The sequence below is a fragment of the Mesorhizobium sp. M1A.F.Ca.IN.022.06.1.1 genome, from assembly GCF_003952605.1.
Classification (GTDB): Bacteria; Pseudomonadota; Alphaproteobacteria; order Rhizobiales; family Rhizobiaceae; genus Mesorhizobium.
Map to the genome: position 1 here is coordinate 5,821,877 of NZ_CP034455.1, position 16,927 is coordinate 5,838,803.

Genomic DNA, 16,927 nt, shown 5'->3' on the forward strand with positions numbered 1-16,927 from the left:
GTTTCGCCGTCCCGACTCCGCGCGTCCGGACAAGAGCTACAGAAGGGGAACCGTCATGAAGAAGTCATCGTTTTTCGTATCCGCCAGCGCCTTTTGCCTCGGTCTCGTCCTGGCCGTGGGTGTCGGCTCGCAGGCCGATGCGGCCGCGAAGTGCATCAAGGGCGACCGCAAGGCGCCGTATACGATCGGCTGGGCCAACATCTATTCCGTGCCGACCTGGATGAAGCAGACCCAGGGCACGATCGAAGCCGAGGTCGAGGCGCTCAAGAAGCAGGGGCTGGTCGACAAGCTGGTCGTGACCGACGCCCAGGGCGACGCCAATGTGCAGATCCAGCAGATCCAGTCGATGATCGATTCCAATGTCGACGCCATCATCCTGATCGCCGGTTCCTCGACCGCTCCGGCGCGTGTGATCGCGGATGCCTGCGCCAAGGGCATTGCGATCATCAACTTCGACAGCCTGGTCGATACCGACCAGGTGACGGCCAAGGTCAACACGGATTCCTCGCAGTGGGGCGACCAGGCTGCGAAGTTCCTGATCGACGCCATCGGCGGCAAGGGCAAGATCCTCATCCTCAACGGCCCGGCCGGCGTTTCGGTCAGCGACGACCGCCGCAAGGGCGCCGATGCCGAGCTCAAGGCCCACCCCGACGTGAAAATCCTCGCCGAGACCAACACGCCGTACAATGTCGCGCCGGCCCAGGAAGCCGTCACCAGTCTGCTGTTCGCCAATCCCGAGATCGACGGCATCCTGTCGCTCGGCGGCGCGCTCTCGGCCGGTGCGGTGCTCGCGCTCGACAAGCAGGGCCGCGACCAGGTGCCGATCACCGGCGAGAATGCGCGCCAGTTCCTCGAGCTGTGGAAGGAAAAGGGCCTGAAGAGCTGGGCGACCATGCAGCCGAACTGGCTCGGCGCCTTTGCCACTTACACCGCGGTCCAGGCGCTGGAGGGCAAGGACGTGCCGGCCTTCGTCAAGATTCCGCTGCCGGTCATCGACAATTCCAACATCGATCAATACCTCGCCCGGGCGAAAGATTTCCCGGCTGACGGTTACATCTATTCGCCCTACGATGAGGAGCTGTTCAAGAAGCTGCTGGCGCAGAAGTAGGCGAAGGGTCGCAGCATTGACCATGGCTCCGCTCCTTGCCGCGCGGGGGGTGTCGAAGGCGTTCTTCGGCAACCCCGTCCTGCGCGACGTTTCCATCGCTCTCCAGCCGGGCCGCGTGCATGCGCTGCTCGGCGAGAACGGCGCCGGAAAGTCGACCTTGATCAACCTCCTGTCGGGCGCCTTGCGCCCGGACAGCGGGACCATTGAGGTCGATGGGCGTGCCGTGGCACGCATGACGCCAGCGCTCGCGCGACAGGCCGGCATCGCCGTCGTGCAGCAAGAGCTCAGCCTGACGGCCAGCCTTTCGATAGCCGAGAACATCGGCATCGGCGCCTATCCCAAGCGCTTCGGGCTAGTCGATTACAAGGAGCTTGCCGCGCGGGCGAAGGCGGCATGCAAACTTGTCGGCCTCGACGAGCCGCTGTCGACACCAGTTGGGAATCTATCCCTCGGGCGACGGCAGATGGTGGAGATCGCCAAGGCTCTCTATCGCCGGCCGCGCGTGCTCATCCTCGACGAGCCGACCTCGTCGCTCTCGGCGACGGAAACAAAAATCCTGACCGACCTGTTGGGACGGCTGCGTGGAGAAGGCGTCGCCATTCTCTACATCTCGCACCGGCTCAACGAGGTGATGGCGCTCTGCCAGCATGTGACGGTGCTGAAGGACGGCACCTGCACGGCCGACCGGCCGCTGGAGGGAACCGATGCGACTGGATTGGTGCGCCTGATGGTCGGTCGCGACCCCGGCGATCTCTTTCCGAAATGGCAGCCGTCGGTATCGCCCGGCGCCGCCGTCTCGATCCGCGGCTTCTCGGCCGGCCTGATGCACGACGTCGACCTCGACATCGGGACCGGCGAGGTGCTGGGCATAGGCGGCCTGGTCGGTCAGGGGCAGGAGGATCTGCTGCTCGGTCTTTATGGGGCCATCCCGGCGAGGACGGTTTCGGCGACGGTAAACGGCGTGTCGGGCCTGCCGGGTAATGTGCCGAAAGCCAACGCGCTGGGGCTCGCCTATGTGCCAGCCGACCGTAAGCGCGAGGGCCTCCACCTTATTCATCCGATCATCACCAACATGATGTTGCCTTCCCTCGCAAGACTTTCGTCGTTGAAGCTGCGCAGCCGCAAGGCTGAACGCCAGAAGGGAAGGGATCTCGCCGCCCAGCTTTCCATCAAGGGCGACCTGCAGCGTCCGGCGCAGGCCTTGTCGGGCGGTAATCAGCAGAAGGTCGCGCTGGCGAAGTGGATGCCGCACGATCCGCTGGTGCTGCTGCTCAACGATCCGACGCGTGGCGTCGACGTCGAGACCAAGCGCGAAATCTATCTGATGCTTCGCGCCTTCGCCGCCGCTGGCAAGGCGGTCGTGCTGCTCAGTTCCGATACGCCGGAACTGGTGCATCTATGCGACCGCGTCGCGGTGGTTCGTGAAGGCCGGGTCGCCAGGATGCTCGAGCGTGCCGCGCTGAGCGAGGAAGCCATCGTGTCGGCGGCGATGGGTGCAGAGAGGCGGAAGGTGGCGGCATGAGCATCATTCCATCCGCGAGAGCCGACGGCGCGCTCTACTGGCAGGTGCAGGCGCGCCGCAACATCGGCGTTCGCAGCCTCTTCCTGGTGGTGCTGGCGTTTCTCATCGCCTATGCCGTGCTTTTTCCGGGCCTGTTCACGGTCTCCGGCTTTGCCAAGTTCACCCAGAGCTGGTTCCCGCTAGCGCTGGTGGCGATGGCGCAGGCGATCCTCATGCTCACCGGCGGCATCAGCCTTGCGATCGGCGCGACCGTCAGCCTCGGCGCGGTCATTGCCGCGACCACCATGGGCGGACAGCTGGGCGTCGCCGGCGGCGCGGCCGCCGTGGCGCTTGCCGGGCTCGGCATTGGCGCCGCGACCGGCTTCATCGTGGTCAGGCTGCGCCTGCCGGCGATCGTGGTGACGCTCGCCGGCTCGTTCATCATCGGCGGCGCCGCACTGCTGATCCTGCCGAGACCTGGCGGCTCCATCCCGGCTTGGCTGTCCGACCTGCTTGCCGGCGACACGCCAGCGGCGTTCGTGCTGCTGGTGGTGATCGTCCTGCTATGGAAGCTCTATCTCGCCACGCCGCTTGGATTGAGCCTCTATGCCGCCGGCGAGAATCCGGTCGGGGCTTACCGTTCCGGTGTGCCGGTCGACGCGGCGCGTGTGGCCGCCTATGCGATCAGCGGCCTCTTGTCGACCGGCGCCGGGCTGTTCGTCGCCGCGCAAACGGGCTCTGGCGATCCGGTCATCGGCTCCGCCTTCACGCTCAATTCCATTGCCGCTGCCGTGCTTGGCGGCATTGGCTTTCTCGGCGGGCAGGGCACCATGCGAGGCGCGCTCGCCGGCAGCCTGCTGCTCAGCCTGATGATTAGCGTGATGTTCTTCCTCGGCTTCACCCCGGTAGCGCAGTATGTCGCGCAAGGGCTGATCATCATCGGCGCGGTCGCCATCCCGCAATTCCGCAAGGTGCAGCAATGACAGCGTGGACCGACAGCCCCGGCGGCAGACGCGCCAGGGCGATCCTCACCAGCCGACCGTTCCTCACCCTTGCCATCGTCGTCGCAGTCTGGATTGCGGCGAGCATCGCATCGCCCGGCTTCGGCGCCTACGGACATCTGCGCTACCTGGTAGAACTTGGCGCGGTGATCGGCCTCGTGGCGGCCGGGCAGACCTTCGTGGTGATCGCCGGCGGGATCGATCTCTCGGTGGCAGCGATCGTCACCGTCAGCGCCATCAGCCTGCCGCTGCTGTCATGGCAGGCCGATCCGACCGGCCTTGCCTCCGTGCTCGCGGTGCTTGCGCTGACCACAGCTATCGGCGTGGTCAACGGGTTAGGGGTGGCGCTGCTGCGCGTCCATCCGATGATCATGACGCTGGCCATGGCGACATTCCTGCAGGGTCTGCTGATCATCATTGCCGGCGGCAGTGCCGTCACCGCCGAGAACCCGCTGGTTCATTGGCTTGGCAATGCGCGGCCGGCCGGCATCCCGGCTGGCATCCTGCTGTGGATCGCGGTTTCCGTGCTCGTGCTGACGCTGATGCATGCAACGCCTTTCGGCGCCCGCATCTTCGCCATGGGCGCCAATCCGCTTGCGGCGTCGCTGTCGGGCGTGCCGATCATTTCCACGACATTGGCTGTCTATGGCATCAGCGGATTCACGGCGGGGCTCGCGGGCGTGCTGGTGCTCGGCATGAACGGGCAGGGCTATGTCGGGATCGGCGATCCTTATCTGCTTGCCTCGATCGCCGCAGTGGTGCTTGGCGGCACCTCGATCCTCGGCGGGCTCGGCACCTATGCCGGCACCATCCCGGGAGCCATCCTGCTGGTGACGATCACTGCGCTGATCACCGTGGTCAATGCATCGCCCGGCTGGCGCAGCATCCTGTTCGGTTCGCTCATCCTCGGGCTGCTGCTGCTCTCAGGCAGGGAGCAAGCCCGGCGATGACCCGGCGTCCAGGCGATAGATGCGAGCGGCGTTGCCAAAGAACAGCGCCGCCTGCTCATCCCGGGAAAGATCGGCGGTGATGACCTTGAAGCTGTCATATACCTCATCGAACGAGGCGTGCAGGCCGGCGACCGGGAAGTCGGAGCCGAACATGGCGCGCTTCATGCCGAAGCAGTCGATGCAATGCAGAACGATCGGCCGCAGACTTTCGAGCGTCCAGTCATGATCGTAAGCGACCAGGTCGGAGATCTTGATGGCGACGTTGTCGCGCTCGGCCAGCCGCCGCAGCCCGTCTCGCCATCTCTGCAAGCCTTCGGGATCACGGTCGATCGGGCTGCCGCAATGGTTGAGGACGAATTGCTGGTCGGGAAAGGCCGCGGCGAGGTGCGCTGCCTCGGCCAGTTGGCGTGGAAACACCATCAGGTCGAAGGAGAGCCCGTACCGGGCGAGCGAGCCAAGGCCGGCGCGCCAGGCGGGATCGTCCATTATGCCGTCGCGAGCGGCGAAGCGCCGGGCGGGATCAGGGTCCCAGCTCAGAATGTCGCGTATGCCGATGACGCGGTCGAACGCGGCCTGCGCCTCGATCAACTCCGCCGCGTTGTGGCTCGCCAACGGCACATGGACGACGTAGCGCGCCGCTACGCCGCACGACTTGTCGAGCGTCTCGAGCCAGCGGGTCTCGCCGACGCTGTCGTCGCTCGCCCAGCCGGCTTCGACATGGACGCTGGCGACGACATTGTGCCGGGCGGCGTCGCGCAGATAATCCTCGGGCAGATAGTTGCGGCGCAAGGCATCAAGCTCGCCGAGGCCGCCGCGTTCGCCGGCAGAGGCGGTCAGCCAGGGATGGCGGCCGAGGCTGAGATCCCAGAGATGGTGATGGGCGTCGATGATGGGTCCGGAGTAGGGATTTGGCACGCGGTTCCCTCAGGCCTTGGCCGGCAATCGGTTGAGCCATTGTTCGGCGACGGAAGGGTTAGCATCGGATGAGCGAGAACACACCGGCCCAATCGCTTGTCGTGCATGAAAATTTCATGCTCGACGATCGTATCCGTGGCGTGCCCCCCGGCACGTCCGGATTGGATTCCAGCCTGGCCGGACAGCAAGGCTGGCATCCGGCCGATGGCCGCATGTCGCTGCCGCTGCTCACCCTTGACGAAGCGGCCTTCGCCTCAAATCGCGACTTGTTCCTGCGTTATGCGCTCGAGCAGGGCGCTGCGGTCGCGCCGCATGCCAAGACGCCGATGGCGCCGGATCTCGCCCATTCGCTGGTCAAGGCCGGTGCCTGGGGCACGACGGTCGCCGATATAAGGCAGGCAACGGTGATGCTGAAGGCGGGTCTCTCGAGACTGATCATTGCCAACGAGGTCGGCGGCGCCGGTGGTGCAGGCCGGCTCGCGAAACTGACTGGCGCGTGGCCGGATGCCGAGCTCTATGTCTTCGCCGACTCGGTCGCGGCCGTGCGGGCACTGGCGGATGCGTGGCGGGCAGCTGCCGATCTCCCGCCGTTGCGTGTCCTGGTCGAGCTCGGCGCGGCGAGGGCCGGCGCACGAACCACGGCCGAGGCCGAAGCAATCGCCGATGCCGTCGCTGCGACCGGCGGACGGCTGCGCATTGCCGGCGTCGGCACCTATGAAGGTGCTGCCGCTCAGCCTGATTCGCTGCGCACCGATGAAGCGGTCTCTGCGCTGCTGGCATCGGTGGGCGACATGTTCCTCAGGCTCCGCGCTCGCCTCGGCGGCGAGGCTCCCCTGGTCGTGACGGCCGGCGGGTCGGTCTTCTTCGACAGGGTGGTGGCGGCGCTTTCGCCGCTGGTCGAACAGGACGGCAAGGCGACGCTGGTGCTGCGCAGCGGTGCCATCTTCTTCCACGACCACGGCGTCTATGACCGATCGCTTGGCGCGGTCGACAGCCGCAGCGGTTTCGAGCTCGGCGGCGCCACCGCCTCGGCGCGCAATTCTTTCCGTCCGGTCCTGCGTGTCTGGGCCGAAGTGCTTTCGCGGCCGGAACCTGATCTCGTCATTTGCGGCATGGGCATGCGCGACGTCTCCTTCGACCAGGGTTTTCCCAAGCCGCTCAGGGTGTATCGTTCGGGCGAGCCGCTGCCGGCTTCACCTGAGAAATCGCAGGTAGTCAAGCTCAACGATCAGCATGCCTTCCTGGCTCTCCAGCCTGGCGACGACATCGCGGTCGGCGACGTCATCGAATTCGGCATTTCGCATCCCTGCACCTGCCTCGACCGCTATCGCGTTATTTTCGGTGTGGATGAGACCGGTCGTGTGGCCCATGCCATTCCGACTTATTTCGGCTGACCAGGCCTCCAAAAAGAACTCGAAAGGATCCGAGATGATCAAATACTTCCAGTCCGGCTCTCGCATGTCGCAGGCGGTGGTGTATGGCGGCATGGTGCATATAGCCGGCCAGGTCGCCAACGACCGCAAGGGGGGCATCGAAGCGCAGACCAGCGATGTTCTGGCCAAAGTCGAGGCGCTGCTGCATGAGGCCGGCAGCAGCAAGTCGAAGCTCGTGGCGGTCAACATCTTCTTGCCGCAGATCGGCGATTTCGACGCGATGAACAAGATCTACGATGCCTGGGTGGATCCCGAGCGCCTGCCGGCACGCGCCTGCGTCGAAGCGCGTCTGGCCGACCCGGACCTGCGCATCGAAGTCACCGCCGTCGCGGCCGTCTGAGAGGACAGCATGCATACCGGCCTTGTCCACACGCTCGGTTTCGACCGCGAAGGCAAAACGCACGGCTATCTCAGCATTCCGTTCTCGGTCGACCGCTCACCCTATTTCCAGGTCAAGGTACCGATCTGCACCATTCGCAACGGGAAGGGTCCCTCACTGCTGCTGATGGCTGGCAACCACGGCGACGAGTATGAGGGCGAGCTGTCGCTGGCCAAGCTGATCCGCCGGCTCGATCCGGCCGCAATCAGCGGTCGCATCACAATCCTGCCGATGGCGAATACGCCGGCGGTTATGGCCGCCAAGCGCTGCTCGCCGCTGGACGGCGGCAACCTCAACCGCGCGTTCCCGGGCGATCCGACGGGCACGCCGACCAGTCGGCTCGCCCATTTCCTGGAAACGGAACTGTTTCCCCGTCACGATGTCGTCTTCGACATCCATTCGGGCGGCACCTCGATGGAGCATCTGCCGACGGCGCTGGTCGAGCGCAATGCCGATGCCGAGCGCCATCGGCGGGGTGTCGAGCTAATGCGCGCGCTCGGGATGCCGTTCGGCTTCGTCGCAGACAACGGCCAGGCCTCGCCGACCTCGATGGGTGCCGCGCGCCGGGCTGGCGCCATCGGCGTCAGCGGCGAATTCGGCGGCGGCGGAACCGCTACCGTCGATTCGATGACGCTTACCGCTCGCGCGCTCGATCGCCTGATGGTCGAGCTGGGCGTGGTCGCGGCGCCGGTGCTCACATCGGACGCAGAGCCGGCGAAGCCGACGCGGTTGCTTTCGCTGTCGAGGCACAGCCAGGGCATCTACTCGACGCGGCGCGGCTGGTTCGAGCCTGCGGTCCGCCTCGGCGACAGCGTCAGTGCTGGCCAGCTGGCGGGATGGTATCACGATCTCGAACGGCTGGAGCTTGCCGAGGAGGCGATGCGTTTCTCCGAAAGCGGCATCGTGCTGTCGCGCCGGCTGCACACCATGTGCGAGGCGGGCGACTGCCTGATGCAAGTGGCCGAGCCGGTCGAAGGCTGACGCCGGCCCGGAAGGGACGAAGAACCGAGGATGAGCATGCAGCTTTCGATGTGGACCTATCCCTGGGACATTCAGGATCTCGGCCTGGAGACGGTCGAGCGCGATATTGTCCAGCGCGCCGACCTCAACATGATCAGCCTGGCCACCTCCTATCATGCCGGTCGCTTCCTGCAGCCGCGTAGCCCGCGGCGAAAAGCCTATTTTCCAGAGGATGGCACCATCTATTTCAAGCCGTCAGCGGCGCGATGGGCCGACCTCGCCATCCAGCCCAAGGTCGCGGATGTGATCAGCGAAGGCGGCGACGTGCTTGGCCAACTCGTCCGCCGGCGGGAACAGGGCGGCCCCGGGGTCTCTTGCTGGACGGTGTGCCTGCACAACACCCGCCTCGGCATGCTTCATCCCGAGGCGGTCACTCGCAACGCCTTCGGCGATCCCAACTATTACAATCTCTGTCCCTCGCATCCCGACGCGCGCGCCTATGTCCGGGCGCTGGTTGCGGACATCTCGCACGGCTACAAACCGGACAGGATCGAACTCGAAAGCCCTTCCTTCATGGGATTTGCCCATGAGTACCATCACGAAAAGGACGGCGTCGGCCTGACGCCCGAGGAGGATTTCCTGCTGTCGCTGTGCTTCTGTCCCTCCTGTGTCGATCGCGCAGCCAAAGCCGGGGTCAACGCCGAACCGGCGCGAGCGCTCGTCCGGCAATGGATTGTCGAGACCTGCGAGCGCGCAGTGCCGGAGCGGCGCTTCCCCAGCTTTCCAGCGAGCGGACTCGAGGTTTTCGGGCCATGGCCGGAGCTACACGCCTATCTGGTCTGGCGCTTCGAGCCGGTGACCAGTCTGATCGCCGAGCTGCGCGAGGTGGCGCATCCGGTCACCGAGGTCCTCATCATCGACCTCAAGGAAGGCTGGCTGGGTGGCTGCGATCTGGCGGCTGTCGGCAAGGTCTGCGACGGGGCGATCCTGTGCGCCTATGACATGCAGGCCGAGGATGTCGCAAGCCTGGTGACGGACGGCCGCGCCGCGCTCGGCGCCGGCAAATTTCTCGGCACCGGCTACCGGCTTTTTTACCCGGAAATGGCGGGTCCGCAGTTGCTAGCGGCGAAGGTCAGCCCGGCGCGGAAAACTGATGTCGATGGCATCAATTTCTATAATTACGGGCTGGTGCCGGCAGCGCGGCTGGATTGGGTGAAGGCCGCGCTCTCGGCCTGAGCCGCCGCCGGCTTAAAATACCCTCACGCCAACCGACATTGTTGCAAAACGGTGATATCGGCAGGGGAACCTGCCAAGATCGCTTGCGTTCCTGAGTCTGTTTGCGCCTTCCGAGGCCAGGAGGCGCGTTTCGGCTCCAACGGGGGAGAATTTCGATGAGACCAGTGGTTCCGCTCGTTCTCGCCGGCTGCCTGATGACTGCCGCGAGCGCCTACGCCGACGATGCAGATTTCCTGCGCTCGTTCCAGGGCAGCTTCGCCGGCAACGGCACCTTCAAGGTGAGCGCGAATGCGCCGACGGTGAATATCTCCTGCGACTTCAAATCCGGCGCTACCTCGACCTCGCTGTCGCTCGACGGCAAATGCCGCGGGCTGATCTTGATGACGCGGGAGATCAGCGCGGATCTGAAGGCCACCGGCAGGGGCTATAGCGGCGTCTATATCGGCTCACGTACCGGGCCGGCGCAATTGAACGGCAGCCGCTCGGGCAACGCGCTCAATCTCGGCATCCGTTGGGCAAAGGAGGTCAATGGCGACCGCAAAGCGCAGTTGACCGTCGAAAAGACCGGCAGCGACAGCATGCGGCTGACGGTGACCGACACGGATCCAGAAACTGGCAAGACCATGGTGACGAGCCGGATCGACCTGCAGCGCACCTGATCAAGCCGCCCATGAATGCCAGCCGGTCTCAGTCCTCGAGCGGCTCGGGCGGGTTGGCAGCACGGCCCTTGCCGAAGGTGTAACCGGTCTCGACGGCCTTCCTGCCGAATTTGTCGCGCAGCTCGTCGATCGCGGTTTCGGCCATCGCGCGCTTGCGCGACTGGACGTCGACCAGATCCGGCGGATCGGCCTTCCCGTCGTCGGAAAGATCGCTGACGCCGATGCCGAGCAGGCGGAATTTCGTGCCGTCGGTCTCGCGACGCAACAAATCGAGCCCGGTTTGGAAGATGCGATCGGCCAGCCGTGTCGGATCGCCAAGCTGGCGGTTGCGTGTGCGCAGCTTGAAATCCTGCGTCTTCAGCTTCAGCACCACGGTGCGCCCGGCAATGCCGGATTTCTTCAGCCGCGCCGAGACTTTTTCCGACAGGCCGCGCAGCACCGGCACCAATTCTGCCAGCGAGCCGATGTCGTTGTCGAAGGTGGTTTCGGCCGACACGCTCTTGGCATCGCCGTCGGGGTCGACGCGGCGGTCGTCCTCGCCGCGCGAAAGCCGGTAGAGCCGGTCGCCCATGACACCGTAGCGCCGCATCAGTTCGCCGCGCTCCATGCGCTGCAGCTGGGCAATGGTGCGGATGCCGTCGCGCTCGAGCGTCGCGGCCAAGGCCTTGCCGACGCCCCAGATCAGCGTGACCGGCTGCCCGGCAAGAAAGCTTGGCGCTTCCGCTTCGCCGATGACCGAAAAGCCGCGCGGCTTGCGGAAGTCCGACGCGATCTTGGCGAGGAACTTGCAGTAAGAGAGACCGGCGGAAACGGTGATGCCGAGTTCCTTCTCGACGGTCTGTGCGAAGCGGGCCAGCACAAGCGCCGGCGGCATGCCATGCAGCCGCTCGGTACCGGCGAGGTCGAGAAAAGCTTCGTCGATCGACAGCGGCTCGACCAGCGGCGTCAGCGCCTGCATCAGCGCGCGCACCTCGCGGCCGACGCGGACATATTTTTCCATGTTCGGCGGAATCACCACGGCCTCGGGACAGGCCTCGAGCGCCTTGAACATCGGCATCGCCGAGCGCACGCCCTGGATGCGGGCGATGTAGCAGGCAGTGGAGACGACGCCGCGCCTGCCGCCGCCGACGATCAGCGGCTTGTCCTTCAGCGCCGGATTGTCGCGCTTTTCGATGGCGGCATAGAAAGCGTCGCAGTCGATGTGAGCGATGTCCAGCCGGTAGAGTTCCGGATGACGGACAAGGCGCGGGCTGCCGCAGCGCTCGCAACGGCGCGTCTCGCTGCGCTGAGAAGCCAGGCAGTCGCGACAAAAGCCGTGTTCGGGATTGTTGACAGGAGCCGTCATCGCTGCGAACATAAAGAGAACAACCGCAATGGTACGACAGTGCAGGGCCGGCAACAAGCTTGGCCTGGGGAGAACGTATGAGCACGACCATAGTACCGCTGAGTCCTGAGCGTTGGACCGATTTCGAGGATCTCTTCGGCAAGCAGGGCGCCTGTTACGGCTGCTGGTGCACGCATTTCCGGCTGACCCCGGCGGAGCGGCGGGCGAGCGACCGCGAGCGCAACAAGGATCACATCAAGGCGCGCATCGAAGCCGGCCCGCCGCCCGGGCTTCTGGCTTTCGAGGACGGCAAGGCCGTCGGCTGGATGCAGGTCGGCCCGCGCGCCGACGTGCCCGAATGGAACAATCAAGGCCGGGGCTCGGCGCCTGTCGATCCCGCGGATGCCCAAGACCCGAACGTCTGGGCGATCTCCTGCTTTTTCATTCGCGCCAAGGCGCGGGGCAGGGGCATCACTCATCGACTTGTCGACGGCGGCATCGCCTTTGCCCGCGAAAATGGCGCCAGGCTGCTGGAAGCCTGCCCGATCGATCTGTCGCGCGATTCGCGTTCGATCGGGCTGTTCGTCGGCTCGTCGCGCGTGTTCGAGAAGGCCGGGTTCGAGAGGCTTCTGGAGCGCAAGCCCGGTAGGCCGCTGATGCGGCTGGTGCTTTAGCCGCTTGAGGATTTGGCTTACAGTCATCGTCTTGCGGCTGTAATGCTTCTTTTCTACGAGAAGACGAAACGATTTGCCTTCCGAGACCGACGGAGACTGACGTGAAGCGTGTTTTGCCACTTGTTTTCATTCTTGCTTTCAGCGCGCCGGCCGTTGCACAGACCGTCGACAGCCAGGGCGCCAAACAGCTTTCGGACAATCTGGCGCGCTATTTCGGCAAGCAGGCGTTCGAGAAGGGCGTGCTCAAGGTCTCGGTCGAAGGCGACGCCTACAAGATCGCAGTGGACGTCAAGGCCCTGGTCAGCGCCCTGCCGGAGCAGAAGCCGTTCAAGATCGACCTCGCGCCCTATGCCTTGTTGGTGAAGCCGCGCAGCGATGGATTCTGGGACGTCACCTCGGATTTTTCCCACACCATGTCCTTCGAATTCAACGGACCCGAAGGCCCGCAAAGCATGCAAGTTTCGGTCAAGGACGGCAAGGGCTCCGCCGTCTACGATCCGAACCTGGCGGCGTTCACCAGCGGCGCCAGCTCGATGGCCGGCATGACGTTGACGTCTCGGGAAGCCAAGCAGCAGGCGGACGTCACCGCCGGTGCCGGCACCGCGACGATTGCCGCCACCAAGTCGGTCAATGGCGGCGTTGACTTCAAGGCAACGCAAAAGGTCTCGAGCTTCGTCGAGACGATCAAGATCGACGATCCCAACAGCGGAATGAATTTTCCGGTCACCCTGAAAACGCCCGAACTTTCCGTTGATGCGAATGGCAAGGGCGTACGGACGAAGCCGTTGCTCGACCTTCTTGCCTTTGCCGTCGCCAATGAGGACGAAGCCAAGCTCAAGGCTAACCAGGCGGAGCTCAAATCGCTCCTGTTGGCCGCGCTGCCCGTCTGGGAAAGGATCGACGGCAACTACAGCTTCAAGGATTTCGAGGTGGAGAGCCCCGTCGGCAAATTCGCGGCGAAGCAGTTCAGCACCGCGTTCGGGATGGACGGAATCTCACCGAACGGCAGAGTCGACTACGCGATCAAGGCCTCCGGCCTGACGATCCCGCAGCAAGCGCTGCCCGCCTGGAGCGTCGCGTTGCTGCCGACGGATATTGACCTCAACTTCGGTGGCGCCAATATTGATCTCGATACGATGGCAAGGAAGACGATCGAAGCCTTTGATCTCAATAAGAATCCGTCGCTGCCGGATGCATTCGGCAAGGCTTTGGTCGAGGATTTCAAGGCCAAGAAGCCCAAGATCGTGTTCGGGCACTCGACAGTGAAGAATGGCGATATCGAAGTCGCCGTGGAAGGCGAGGTGTATTTCCCGGATAGCAAGAAACCCGATGGGAGCGTGACCATCGACGTCGCCGGCTACGACAGGATCGTCGATGCCCTGAAGGAAGCGGCAAAGAGCGATGAGCAAATGGTGCAGGCCTTCCCGTTCGCGCTTGCCGTCAAGGGTTTTGGCAAGACACTGCCTGACGGTCGCCTGGAGTGGGTGATCAACACCAAGGCCGATGGGTCCATCGTCGTCAACGGCGCCATGCTGAAGGGCCCGGATAAAGTCCAGGACGACAGCGCGGGGCAGGACGACAATTCGAGCGGCGATGACGGCGCGAACGGAACGGACAATTCAACCGGCGGGGCCGATTCGGACGGCGGCGACAATGGCGGGGCTGGAGCGAAGCTGCAGCCCTGAGCGCCTGAATTATAGCCCGAGCGCGCCCGCAATCCTCGGCGCCGCCTCGCGCCAGTTGTCGACCGAGATGATGTCGTCCGGCGTCGGCGGCAGGAAAGCGCGCAGCGTGTTGTCGGCCATCAGGTGGAAGAGGTGCGCGTCGACGACAGAGCTGCGCGCCGACAGCAGGTTGGAGGGCTGGTCGTCGACGAAGGCGACGGGCCGGCCCTTGGCGCCGCGCAGCTTGGCGATGGCTGGGCCCTTTGCCATTTCCGTGGTCAGCAGCGGGTAGTTCATGCCCAGCACGTCGAGATGCGCCCGGCGCACGGCGCGGTGCTTGTGCGGCATCGCGGTCAGGAGCACGATCTCGGCGCGCTGTCCGAGCGACGCCAGCGCCTCCGCGGCGCCGTCGGTGATGCTTTGCCAATCGGCCTGGGCATCGAAGAAATCGCCGAGAAGCGCCGTCACTTCCGCCTGCTCGATCAGCCGGCCGGACGCCATCTCGGCGATGTTGCCGGTGAGCCGGAAGGAGGCGAGAGTCAGCCCGAAGCCGCGCGACTTCAGGTAGCGCGGGAAGGGTCGGATGAATTCGAGCACGACATCATCGACATCGAGCACCAGCAGCGGCCGGTCGTCGGCCGCCAACTCCTCGATCTGGCGCGCGGTCTCGGGATCGTCGCTCATGTCGAGCGCTCATGATCGTCGTTGCCGAGCGGCAGCGCCCGCAAAGCCTTGCCGACGGCAGCCGGTGGCGTGCCCGTTTCCTCGGCAAAGCGCAAAAGCGTCGGCTCGTGGGCGAGGATGAACTGCAGCACGCCGGCAAGGAAGCCCGGCTCCGCGGCAGCGTGGCGGATCGACCGCGCCTCGATGCCGGTTATCGCCAGGAAGCGAGGCAACAGCTCCGGATCGCCGGCGACGAAGCCAAGCGCCCTGACGGCAAGGGTTTCCGCCTCCTCGCGCATTGACGCTGCGTTCGTCATCATTACCTTTTGCCGATGTGCATGTTGAGTCTTTCTTCCGCAGTAATGGCAAGCGTCGCTTGCGGCAAGTCTCAGCCGCTTCAGCCCTGCAGCCGCAAGTGGAATGGGTGTGCTTTTCCAACGGCAGGTTTGCGTTTCGTCAATCATATTGACGTAGGGTACAGGCGGGTTGGGTGCGATCCGGCAAGGACGCATGACGGCGGTCTTCGGCTCAGGGGACCGTCGGGACGGGAAATTGATGGCTAAGAAGGTCATGATCGTCGAGGACAATGAGCTCAACATGAAGCTCTTTCGGGACCTCATCGAAGCCAGCGGTTACGAAACGGTCCGCACGCGCAACGGCCTGGAGGCACTGGATCTCGCGCGCCAGCACCGGCCGGACCTGATCCTGATGGACATCCAACTGCCCGAGGTTTCTGGCCTGGAAGTGACCAAGTGGCTGAAGGAAGACGACGAATTGCACTCGATCCCGGTCATCGCCGTCACCGCCTTCGCGATGAAGGGCGACGAGGAGCGCATCCGCCAGGGTGGCTGTGAGGCCTATATTTCCAAACCGATCTCGGTGCCGCGCTTCATGGAAACGATCAAATCCTATCTGGGCGATGCCTGAGCCGGAGCCTTTGAGATGACCGCGCGGATCCTCGTCGTCGATGACATCCCCGCCAATGTGCGGCTGCTGGAGGTGCGGCTGCTGGCCGAATATTTCGAGGTGCTGACGGCCGGCAACGGCCCGGATGCGATCGAGACCTGCGAAAACGGCAAGGTCGATGTCGTGCTGCTCGACGTGATGATGCCGGGCATGGACGGCTTCGAGGTCTGCAAGCGGCTGAAGAGCGACCCGGCGACCTCGCATATTCCGGTGGTCATGATCACCGCGCTCGACCAGGTATCGGACCGGGTGCGCGGCCTTGAGGCGGGCGCCGACGATTTCCTCACCAAGCCGGTCAATGATCTGCAACTGATGACGCGGGTGAAGAGCCTGGTCAGGCTGAAGTCGCTGACCGACGAATTGCGGCTGCGCGCCTCGACCACGCGCAACATCGGCATCGAAGAGCTGCTCAGCCGCAACTTCGCGACGGAAGACACCAAGCCCAAGGTGCTTCTGGTGGACGAGCGCAAGTCGTCTATCGAGCGTATCCAGAAGATGCTTCGCGGCAGCGCCGATCTCGACGTCGCCACCGATCCGAATGCCGGATTCTTCCAGGCCGCCGAGACCGCCTATGAATGCGTGCTGATCTCGACGGCCTTCGCCGATTTCGATGCGCTCCGGCTTTGCTCGCAACTGCGCTCGCTCGACCGCACCCGCTTCCTGCCGATCATGCTCTTGGCCGATGAGGGCGAGGAGGGCCGCATCATCCGCGGCCTCGAACTCGGCATCAACGACTATCTGACGCGGCCGATCGATCAGCACGAGCTGACGGCGCGCCTGCGCACGCAGGTGCGGCGCAAGCGCTATAACGATCAACTGCGCGCCAGCGTCACCCAGACCATCGAGATGGCGGTGACCGACGCGCTGACCGGCCTGCACAACCGCCGCTACCTGGACAGCCATCTTGAGACGCTGTTCGACCGCGCCGTGGCGCGGCGGCGGCCGCTCTCGGTGATGATCACCGACCTCGACCGTTTCAAATCCATCAATGACGCGCATGGCCACGACGGCGGCGACGACGTCCTGCGCGAATTCGCCAGGCGGCTGCGCAAGAACGTGCGCGGCATCGATCTCGCCTGCCGCTTCGGCGGCGAGGAGTTCGTCGTGGTCATGCCGGATACCGACGGGCCCATCGCCGAGAAGGTGGCCGAGCGTATCCGCGCCGAGATCGCGCAGGCGCCCTTCGCAATCGGAAGCAGTGGCAAGACGATCGAGGTGACGGTCAGCGTCGGCGTGTCATCGGTGCTGAGGGGAGCCGATACGGTCGCGGGGTTGATGAAGCGAGCCGACCTTGCGCTCTACGAGGCCAAGAGCGGCGGCCGCAACCGGGTTGTCGCCAAGGCCGCCTAATCCATGCCACCCGACAGTGCGCAGCAGTTTTGGCGCATCGATGGACAAGACTAGAAGACTTAAGCGCGTTGCCTGAAATCGTTGCGCCGCGCTGCGGTTACCCACGGAAGCCCCAATTCCGCGTCAACCCGATAGGGTTAGGAA

Annotated in this window: 17 protein-coding genes; 13 read left to right on the top strand and 4 right to left on the bottom strand. The window is 64.7% G+C overall.

Annotation, left to right across the window (positions count from 1 at the left end; translation table 11 throughout):
* Positions 1-55 precede the first annotated feature (55 nt).
* Genes EJ078_RS27635 through EJ078_RS27650 form a run of 4 tightly spaced genes read left to right on the top strand, consistent with a single transcriptional unit; the run spans position 56 to position 4,560 of the window.
* The gene (locus tag EJ078_RS27635) at positions 56-1,108 is read left to right on the top strand and encodes an ABC transporter substrate-binding protein (RefSeq protein ID WP_127403560.1); all 1,053 of its coding nucleotides are present in this window, start codon (positions 56-58) and stop codon (positions 1,106-1,108) included.
* A gap of 22 nt (positions 1,109-1,130) precedes the next feature.
* On the top strand, positions 1,131-2,630 hold the full coding sequence (locus EJ078_RS27640) for a sugar ABC transporter ATP-binding protein (protein ID WP_127403561.1): 1,500 nt from the start codon (positions 1,131-1,133) through the stop codon (positions 2,628-2,630).
* Positions 2,627-3,592, top strand: a complete 966-nt coding sequence (locus EJ078_RS27645) for an ABC transporter permease (RefSeq protein ID WP_127243358.1) — start codon at positions 2,627-2,629, stop codon at positions 3,590-3,592. Before EJ078_RS27640 ends, EJ078_RS27645 begins: the two co-directional genes overlap by 4 nt.
* Positions 3,589-4,560 (top strand): ABC transporter permease, encoded by a 972-nt coding sequence (locus tag EJ078_RS27650; protein ID WP_127217188.1) that lies wholly within the window; start codon positions 3,589-3,591, stop codon positions 4,558-4,560. The genes EJ078_RS27645 and EJ078_RS27650 overlap by 4 nt, the downstream gene beginning before the upstream one ends.
* Here EJ078_RS27650 and EJ078_RS27655 read toward each other — a convergent pair.
* Entirely contained in the window at positions 4,534-5,475 is a 942-nt protein-coding gene (locus tag EJ078_RS27655) for an amidohydrolase family protein (RefSeq protein ID WP_127217187.1), read from the bottom strand. The two genes, EJ078_RS27650 and EJ078_RS27655, sit on opposite strands and share 27 nt — an antisense overlap.
* 68 nt (positions 5,476-5,543) lie before the next feature.
* On the opposite strand from EJ078_RS27655, the gene EJ078_RS27660 reads away from it, so the two are divergent.
* From EJ078_RS27660 to EJ078_RS27680, 5 genes are all read left to right on the top strand, one after another.
* The gene (locus tag EJ078_RS27660; RefSeq protein ID WP_127217186.1) at positions 5,544-6,869 is read left to right on the top strand and encodes an alanine racemase; all 1,326 of its coding nucleotides are present in this window, start codon (positions 5,544-5,546) and stop codon (positions 6,867-6,869) included.
* A gap of 34 nt (positions 6,870-6,903) precedes the next feature.
* Positions 6,904-7,248 carry a RidA family protein gene (locus EJ078_RS27665; protein WP_067000282.1) on the top strand — a complete coding sequence of 115 codons (345 nt, stop codon included), beginning with the start codon at positions 6,904-6,906 and terminating at the stop codon, positions 7,246-7,248.
* A gap of 9 nt (positions 7,249-7,257) precedes the next feature.
* Positions 7,258-8,268, top strand: a complete 1,011-nt coding sequence (locus tag EJ078_RS27670; RefSeq protein WP_127847169.1) for a succinylglutamate desuccinylase/aspartoacylase family protein — start codon at positions 7,258-7,260, stop codon at positions 8,266-8,268.
* 36 nt (positions 8,269-8,304) lie between these two features.
* Complete coding sequence (locus tag EJ078_RS27675; protein ID WP_127217428.1) at positions 8,305-9,483, top strand: hypothetical protein; 1,179 nt, start codon at positions 8,305-8,307, stop codon at positions 9,481-9,483.
* Positions 9,484-9,638: 155 nt separating this feature from the next.
* Complete coding sequence (locus EJ078_RS27680; protein ID WP_127404286.1) at positions 9,639-10,142, top strand: hypothetical protein; 504 nt, start codon at positions 9,639-9,641, stop codon at positions 10,140-10,142.
* A gap of 28 nt (positions 10,143-10,170) precedes the next feature.
* On the opposite strand, the gene EJ078_RS27685 is transcribed toward EJ078_RS27680, so the two are convergent.
* Positions 10,171-11,499: a DNA polymerase IV gene (locus EJ078_RS27685; protein WP_127404287.1), complete on the bottom strand. Its 1,329-nt coding sequence runs from the start codon at positions 11,497-11,499 to the stop codon at positions 10,171-10,173.
* Positions 11,500-11,564: 65 nt separating this feature from the next.
* On the opposite strand from EJ078_RS27685, the gene EJ078_RS27690 reads away from it, so the two are divergent.
* Both EJ078_RS27690 and EJ078_RS27695 read left to right on the top strand, forming a co-directional pair.
* Entirely contained in the window at positions 11,565-12,140 is a 576-nt protein-coding gene (locus EJ078_RS27690; RefSeq protein WP_067328128.1) for a GNAT family N-acetyltransferase, read from the top strand.
* 101 nt (positions 12,141-12,241) lie between these two features.
* Positions 12,242-13,825, top strand: a complete 1,584-nt coding sequence (locus EJ078_RS27695; RefSeq protein WP_067328131.1) for a DUF2125 domain-containing protein — start codon at positions 12,242-12,244, stop codon at positions 13,823-13,825.
* A 9-nt stretch (positions 13,826-13,834) separates the two neighbouring features.
* On the opposite strand, the gene EJ078_RS27700 is transcribed toward EJ078_RS27695, so the two are convergent.
* Positions 13,835-14,488, bottom strand: coding sequence for a hypothetical protein (locus EJ078_RS27700; protein ID WP_127215993.1), 654 nt, complete (start codon positions 14,486-14,488; stop codon positions 13,835-13,837).
* Entirely contained in the window at positions 14,485-14,784 is a 300-nt protein-coding gene (locus EJ078_RS27705) for a DUF3572 domain-containing protein (RefSeq protein ID WP_067000920.1), read from the bottom strand. The genes EJ078_RS27700 and EJ078_RS27705 overlap by 4 nt, the downstream gene beginning before the upstream one ends.
* A gap of 238 nt (positions 14,785-15,022) precedes the next feature.
* On the opposite strand from EJ078_RS27705, the gene EJ078_RS27710 reads away from it, so the two are divergent.
* A complete protein-coding gene (locus tag EJ078_RS27710) occupies positions 15,023-15,394 on the top strand; it encodes a response regulator (RefSeq protein WP_208720964.1) in 372 nt (123 codons plus the stop codon).
* Between the two features lie 15 nt (positions 15,395-15,409).
* Complete coding sequence (locus EJ078_RS27715; protein ID WP_095802204.1) at positions 15,410-16,783, top strand: PleD family two-component system response regulator; 1,374 nt, start codon at positions 15,410-15,412, stop codon at positions 16,781-16,783.
* The last annotated feature ends 144 nt before the right edge of the window (positions 16,784-16,927 follow it).